Here is a 7478-nt window from a genome sequence, read left to right as displayed (position 1 = left end):
GTTTAGAATTATTGGATAAGCTGGATTTATCCAAATACCCGTGGCTTTTTTGTTTCAAAAAGTTATGCCCAACCGAAGATTAAAAGTGAGGAGTACTCAGCAAAGCGAATTATTGACAAAGATAAAAAAATGTGTAGAATTTCACGTTAAGGGGGTAAATTGGATTTTGCCGAATTTGATATTAAATATCGGATAATAGATACACTAACTCTACCTCCATACAAAGGCTCAACTATACGCGGGGCTTTTGGGAATATCTTCCGCAAGGTTGTCTGCCCTTTCAAAAATAAGGAGTGCAATGAATGTCTTGTCTCAACAAAATGTGTCTATACCTATGTTTTTGAAACACCAGTTCCTGAAGGGGCAAAGATAATGCGAAAATATGAACATGCCCCGCATCCCTTTATAATTGAACCACCGCTTGATAACAAGACTGTATATGAAAGAGACGAAGCGTTAACTTTTGAACTCATCCTTATCAGCAAGGCGATAGATTATCTACCCTATTTTATCTATGCATTTGAGATGATTGGTGAAAAAGGAATTGGCAGGGGAAGAAAAAAAATAAAACTCACTTCCATAGCGCAGAAAAAAGGTCTTCTTTATGATGCCGACACGAAATTATTAAAACAAAAAGTGATATCTCAAAAAATAGACTTCTCAGTTCCAAAGCAAAAGATTAAAACGATAAAAATTGAATTTCAAACGCCCACCCGGATTGTTTATCAAGGGATCATATTAAGAAATCCTGAATTTTACAAAATCATTCCCAATCTGCTGCGTCGGTTATTCTTGATCTCCTATTTCCATTGTGATAGCCTTTTAGAGATAAACTTTAATGCTTTATTAGAAAAAGCCAAGGCAATCAAAACAAATTTGGAATATTTTGAATATAAACAGTTAGAAAGATTCTCCAGTAGACAGAATAAAAAGATTCCGATGGATGGTTTTGTTGGCACGGTGATTTATGAAGGCGATTTGACGCCGTTTTATCCTTATCTGAAGGCGGGTGAAGTCTTACATATCGGCAAGGGAACCGCCTTTGGAATGGGAAAGTACAGAATGTTGGTATTGTGATATTGACATTTGTAAGAAAATTTGTATACTTACGAAAATAGGAGTCAGAGATGTATAATAAAGAAGAATATCAATCCCTGATCCTCGCCGCCCTGTTGCATGATATAGGAAAGTTTTATCAGCGGACGGGAAGAGAACCTCAATATTTTGCTGAGTTCTCTATTGAGGATTATGGTGAACACGGTGCACACAGTAAATGGAGTGCCAGTTTTGTTAAAGAATATCTACCTGCTGTTTATTCTAATATTGCAATTCCCATTTTATATCATCATAAGCCTATGGATGAGTTATCAAAGATTATCAATAAAGCTGATGCTCTATCTTCAACTGAAAGGTTAAGAGCTGGTTCAGGCGATCCTAAAAAGTCAAGGCTATTGCCAATTTTAGCTAGGATTTTTAATCAGGAATGGGATGAAAGAGGGTTCAAACTTAATCCTTTATGTTTAGACGAGACAAAAATATTCCCGACGGAACCAGCGATAGCGAGTGATTTAACTACGGAATATCAGCATCTGTGGGAAAATTTTATTAAAGAAATCACACGATTGGATGAAAAGACTAATTTTGATGGATTCTTTAACACATTGCTTTACATCCTCCAAAAGTATACCTGGTGCATACCCAGTGCGGCATTTAAATTTGAACCAGATGTATCATTATATGACCATCTTAAAAGCACTGCTGCAATTGCTGCAGTATTGTACTTATCTCATTCAAATAAATTCCGCTTAATTGGTGGTGATATTTCTGGTTTACAAAAATTTCTTTATAATATTGCTTCACCAGACGAAGCCCAGTCGGGAATGGCACAACGGCTTCGTGGTCGTTCTTTCTATTTATCGATACTTGTTGAAACCATCGCTTTATTCATCCTGCAAAAGCTTAATTTACCACTAACGAATTTAATTTGGTGTGGCGGTGGGAATTTTACAATCCTTGCTCCAGAATCTTCTGATTTGCTTGAGATAAAAACAGTCCTTGATGAATGGCTGCTTGAAAAATACCAGGGCGAACTTTCGGTGGTTATGGCAAGTATCGATATTGATGAGAATGGATTTATAAACTTCGGGGATTCTCTTAACCAGTTACAGGCTGAAATTGCAAAAGAAAAATTGCATAAATTTTATGATATCTCTTGGCATAAAACTTTTGAATTTATTGGTGATGTATGCAAAATTTGTGGCAAAGATACCAGTGTAAATCCTTGTAACGATTGCGTGGTACACGAAAAAATTGGGCAAAAAATACCTTATAGTAAATATCTTTTTATTGCCCCTCACACTACTCAGTTGAATGATAATGTGGTTTCAATAAAATTTGACCCATTAAATTATGTGTGGGGTTTGACATCTTCAATTGATGATGTGCCACCCGATTCAATAATGATATTTATTCTAAATACTACGGATACCTATCTTGGAAAACCCTTTCCTAATACTGCAGTATGCTTCAAATTTATTGCCCAACATGTGCCGCGAAAGAATAACCAAATTCTTACCTTTCAGGAAATTCAAAAGTTGAGTGCCGGCGGGGAATTTCTCGGCATTTTGCGGATGGATGTTGATGATTTAGGTTTGATATTTACATTTGGGTTGGGAGAAAATCGAACTTTATCCCGAGTTGCTGCACTAAGTCGTTCAATAGATTTATTCTTCAGCGGTTATTTGAACAAGTTAGCCGAGGCGATAGGTGATATTTATCTTCTTTATTCGGGGGGTGACGATCTATTTATAGTTGGTCCTTGGAATAAATCTGTAAAAATTGCTGAAGAGATATACAAAAAATTTAAAGAATATTCCGGCAATAATCCAGAAATTCACATCTCAGGTGGAATCCATCTTATTAAACACAAATTTCCTATTGGCATTGCCGCAAACATTGCAAAGGAAAAATTGGAAGGTTTCGCTAAAAGAAATATTAGAAATGGGAAAGAAAAAGATTCCATTGCATTGTTTGATTTCGCAGCATTTTGGTCCGATGCCCTTCCTGCTTTGGAATTTGCTGATGGTCTAATTACATTTATTAAGGAGAAAAAGTTATCCCATAGTTTTGTCTATAATATTCTCCAAATCTACTGGACTCACTTTGCTGATGATGGAAAAGAAAATCCAGGGTGGGTTCCGAAGTTTCTCTATCATTTAAAAAGAAATGTCCCCCCCTTAGATAATGAGGGCAAAGAGAATATTGTATATAATGAATTATTAACAAAAATGCCCAAAATGATAAAAACTACGCCTTTATGGGCAACCCTTGCCTTACTTGCCACAAGGCATAAAATATAAGGAGGTATTATGTCACAGGGTGATGATTTTAAGAATATCTTCAAAGCCGGCTTCCTCAATGATGTCACATTAAATAAAGCCGAAGAAATTGCCCGTCTTTTGAAAGGACTATCAACCACCAAAATGCGGCAGTATTTTGATGACTTGAAAGGATTGAAGAGAATAATTGAGAGCGGTGCCACTGCGGCACAAATAAAGGTTAAACTTCATTTAATAAAATCCCGTGCGCATTATGATATTAAAAGAATTGGTAAAAAACAAGAGGAAGCTATGAGCAAATTGAAAGATTTGCTTGTAGCTGGAATAGACATCATACTGAAAAGCAGCGATGTTTTACAATCTACAAAAGACTTTTCTACATTCTTTGAAAATCTTTACGGGTATTTTTATGCACAAGCACCCAAAAAAGAGGAGGAATGATGGATTATAGATTTCGTGGAAATATAATCATACTTGGGAAAATTAAGTGTTTAACAGCGCTCCATATTGGCGGCATGGTTGAAGGTTATGAAATAGGTGGTATGGATAATCCAATCATCAAAAATCCGGTTGATGGTTATCCCTATATTCCTGGTTCTTCATTAAAGGGTAAACTGCGCAGTCTCCTGGAATGGTCAAAAGGTCTTATTCAGATAAAAGAAGAAGAAAACAATAAGGAGAGTGAGAGTACCAAGAAAAAGAAGGAGATAGGTGAAGTTCATACCTGTGGTAAACCAGATTGTATCGTTTGCCGCATTTTTGGTGCACCTGCTGAGGAAGAAAGAAAAATAGGACCAACTCGGCTTATGATAAGAGATGCCCATCCTACCGAAGCGACAAAGAAAATGCTTAATCGGCTGCAGGCAGAGAAAGGTCTTCCCAAGGCGGAATGGAAGACCGAAAATGTGCTTAACAGAATTACTGCTAAAGCAATTCCGAGAACAATTGAACGCGTGCCCAAAGATTCGGAATTTGAATTAGAGATGGTTTACAGCATATATCAGGTAGGTAATGAAAATAACCTCATTGATTTAGTTAATATCCAATATCTATTTGAAGCGATGCATCTCCTTGAAGATTCTTCTCTTGGTGGTTATGGTTCGCGTGGTTCAGGCAAGATACAATTTGATATAAATAAAATAAAAGTGAAAACTTCCAAAGATTATGAAGAAGGCACTGATGGAACTGATGTAGTAATGGACTTTAGGAAGTTTGGAAGTGATAAATTAAAAGAAATCGAAGAAATTTTGGGTAATAAAAAATGAAAGAATTAACATTATACCTCAAATCCACTGGCGGATTTAAAGAAAATATTCCGCATTCGGATACAATTTTCGGCGCCATTTGCTGGGGAATTCGCCTTTTTTATGGTGAAAAAATACTAATGGATTTTATTGCTTCTTATCAAACTACCAATCCGGTGCTTTTAATCTCGTCAGCCTTTCCATTTATTGCCAAAGAAAATAACATTACTCATCTTTTTCCAAAAGTTTGCTCACCACCGCTTAAACCAGCTGAGGAAAAATCGCATTACAAACTCCAAAAGAAATTCGCTAAGACTCAGTATGTGGATAGTGATGTATTCCAGGAAATAATAAGTTATGGATATAAAGAATGTGATCTATGGGATAAACTTCTCAAAAAAGAATATTTGCTATCTGATGATGAAAAAATTCTTTCAAAGAAAAAAATCACCGCTCTGCCCATGAAAGTGTCTACTATTCCGGGTAATGCGGTTGACAGAATTAGAGCTGGAACAATTGAAGGGAAATTATACCATACCAATGAGGTATTCTTTGAGTCAGACTGTGGGGCTTTTATCCTGCTCCGATGTCAAGAAGAATGGCTCTCCAAAGTATTAGCAGTATTTCGATTTTATGGTGATAAGGGACTTGGTGGTGATTTTTCTGTTGGAAAAGGGCATTATCAATTAGAATTCAGAGAGAACTTCCCATTCAAAGAGCCCGTTAGCGGCAAACATTGGATATCCCTTTCCCTCTATTTTCCTACCTCTGAAGAGTGGAAATTTTTCCAAAAAAATTCTGAAGACTGCTGGTATAAGATTATCAGACGCAAGGGCAAGATGGAAAGTAGTTTTAGCGAATCTACCAATATTTGGAAGCAATCAGTGATTATGATAGAAGAAGGTTCTGTGTTCCCCATACTTGAGAATCAGAAGATATATGGAATGTTACCGGTTGTAAAAGAAAAATCTGATAATACAAAAATTTACCATTATGGATTAGCATTTACAGTAAAGATGGAGTAATATTATGAGTAACCAAATAAATGACACTAACACCATATGGATAAGAGTTGTAAGTCCTGTGCATATCGGTTCAGGGAATGAATACTATCCTTATGAATATTATCCTGATGTGGACTACCTAAAGGTCTTTAATTTGGATTTGTTTATCAAGCAATATCCCAAGGAGGCAGAGGAGATTTTTGCACAAATGACTAAGCCATTATGGCTATTGATGGAAAAAGACAAAGTATATTTAGGAAAAAGTGAGTTGATACGAAATCAAAACAAGATAGATAAAAACATTGCTGAATCGTTAAAAAGATGGGCAGAAAAAGGGAATGCTGCCACAATATGGGAATTTATCAAAACCAATAAATCTGAGCCCTATATTCCTGGTAGTTCCATAAAAGGTGCATTAAGGACCGCTATCGCATATGCAATAATGAAAAAATCACCGAGAGTATATCAAAAAATAAAAACGGATGCCGTGAAGGAAGTGGAGGATAAAAAAGAAAACCGGAAAAAACTCGTTCCAAATGATGAAGAAGTTGTTGAAAATACAATCTTCCGCGATAAAAAGGATGGTAAAAACGATTTGATGCGTCTTTGGTCTGTTAGCGATTCTCAAGCCTTACCTAAAGATAATGTGCTTATGGTCGTTCAAACACAACGACTTTCAAAGGATAGATTCCTTGGCTTCAGAAATTATTACGAAGTTTTGTCTAATAAAACGCCAAAAATTGAAGTCAAAATATCATTTGCTGAATCGTTAGCCCAAACAGGTTTTTTAAAACAGATTGAAATCGGTTTATTTCCCCAAACGCTAAAAGACCTCTTTGATTGTGTAAACATCTTTGTAGATGACATAATTGATTGGGAACTAAATTATTTCAGAAAGCATCCAATTTCGTCACAGCTAAGTGATATTATAAACTTTTACGAGAGCCTAAAATCAATGCGTAATAATGGCAAAATTCTTTTACCCTTGGGAAAAGGTACGGGATGGATTAAAAAATCTGTTGGTCTACTCTTCAAAAGAGACCAATCTCCAATATTTAGTGATATCTTTCGTGCCTATAAATTAGGCAGAAAAAAACAGCGACCTGAGATATTTCCAAGTTCACGCGAGATAATAGTTACTGGAACTAACAAAATGGTTTTCGGCTGGGCGGAAATAGTTCTATAAATTTTTTAATAACTGCCATGGAGGTCTAATGTCCAGAGCAATGATAATTACTGTTGGTGCTCAGGGTGAGCAGATAATCTATTCTATTCAACAATTAAAGCCTGATTATATTGGCCTTTTAGTAACCGCCTCACCGGAATGTAAAAAAACATTAGATGAAATATGTAACGCATGCTCATTATCTCCACCAAAATGCCGGGTGGAGTATTTCGATGATAATCCCGATGAGATTGTTAGAGTGATTGCTAAATTTAATGCGCTTTATAAATGGTTAAAAGATGAGGTTAAGGTTACGGATGAAGAGATTCTCGTTGACCCTACTGGTGGTAGAAAATGGATGAGTGCGGGTGTAACGATGATTGCATCATTTTTGGGATTAGAAATGGTATATGTTAATGTGAAATATAAAGATGGTAAGCCAGACCCAAACACTATGCAAATAATTCCTCTCGGCAATGCCTATGAACAGACTGGTTTTCTTGAAGAGGCGAAAGCGGATAAACTTTTTAACGAATATAACTTTGCGGGTGCTCGTGATATTTATGAATTCTTGTCAAAAAAATTGCAAGATCCCAGGAAAGTTGCGATTAAAAAAGACATTGCTGATGCCTATTTGAACTGGAGCCAATTACGGTTTGCTGAAGCATTGAAATATATGGAAAGTGCTATCACAAAAATAAACCAATATTCAATGTTGAGGGAACAT

The 7478-nt window shown here is 36.1% G+C and carries 7 protein-coding genes; all 7 read left to right on the top strand.

Annotation, left to right across the window (positions count from 1 at the left end; genetic code table 11):
- Positions 1 to 159 precede the first annotated feature (159 nt).
- The gene (gene cas6, locus ABIL39_12035) at positions 160 to 1077 is read left to right on the top strand and encodes a CRISPR system precrRNA processing endoribonuclease RAMP protein Cas6 (protein ID MEO0166855.1); all 918 of its coding nucleotides are present in this window, start codon (positions 160 to 162) and stop codon (positions 1075 to 1077) included.
- 50 nt (positions 1078 to 1127) lie between these two features.
- Positions 1128 to 3359 (top strand): type III-A CRISPR-associated protein Cas10/Csm1, encoded by a 2232-nt coding sequence (cas10, locus tag ABIL39_12030; protein ID MEO0166854.1) that lies wholly within the window; start codon positions 1128 to 1130, stop codon positions 3357 to 3359.
- A gap of 9 nt (positions 3360 to 3368) precedes the next feature.
- Positions 3369 to 3779, top strand: coding sequence for a type III-A CRISPR-associated protein Csm2 (gene csm2 / locus ABIL39_12025; GenBank protein ID MEO0166853.1), 411 nt, complete (start codon positions 3369 to 3371; stop codon positions 3777 to 3779).
- Complete coding sequence (gene csm3, locus ABIL39_12020) at positions 3779 to 4603, top strand: type III-A CRISPR-associated RAMP protein Csm3 (protein MEO0166852.1); 825 nt, start codon at positions 3779 to 3781, stop codon at positions 4601 to 4603. The genes csm2 and csm3 overlap by 1 nt, the downstream gene beginning before the upstream one ends.
- The gene (gene csm4 / locus ABIL39_12015; protein ID MEO0166851.1) at positions 4600 to 5607 is read left to right on the top strand and encodes a type III-A CRISPR-associated RAMP protein Csm4; all 1008 of its coding nucleotides are present in this window, start codon (positions 4600 to 4602) and stop codon (positions 5605 to 5607) included. The genes csm3 and csm4 overlap by 4 nt, the downstream gene beginning before the upstream one ends.
- A 4-nt stretch (positions 5608 to 5611) precedes the next feature.
- Entirely contained in the window at positions 5612 to 6772 is a 1161-nt protein-coding gene (csm5, locus tag ABIL39_12010) for a type III-A CRISPR-associated RAMP protein Csm5 (GenBank protein MEO0166850.1), read from the top strand.
- Positions 6773 to 6800: 28 nt separating this feature from the next.
- Positions 6801 to 7478 (top strand): hypothetical protein (locus tag ABIL39_12005; protein ID MEO0166849.1); only part of this gene is annotated, 678 nt, incomplete at its 3' end.

The sequence above is a fragment of the candidate division WOR-3 bacterium genome, from assembly GCA_039802205.1.
Classification (GTDB): domain Bacteria; phylum Hydrothermota; class Tepidihabitantia; order SM23-42; family JAOAFX01; genus JAOAFX01.
The sequence above is the reverse complement of the archived record's forward strand: the minus strand, read 5'-3'. Positions and strand labels throughout refer to the sequence as shown.

Bases quoted from the DNA above. Each gene is read 5' to 3' on its own strand.
- cas10 (MEO0166854.1), top strand. From the start codon at position 1,128: ATGTATAATAAAGAAGAATATCAATCCCTGATCCTCGCCGCCCTGTTG.
- csm5 (MEO0166850.1), top strand. From the start codon at position 5,612: ATGAGTAACCAAATAAATGACACTAACACCATATGGATAAGAGTTGTA.
- csm4 (MEO0166851.1), top strand. From the start codon at position 4,600: ATGAAAGAATTAACATTATACCTCAAATCCACTGGCGGATTTAAAGAA.
- csm3 (MEO0166852.1), top strand. From the start codon at position 3,779: ATGGATTATAGATTTCGTGGAAATATAATCATACTTGGGAAAATTAAG.
- csm2 (MEO0166853.1), top strand. From the start codon at position 3,369: ATGTCACAGGGTGATGATTTTAAGAATATCTTCAAAGCCGGCTTCCTC.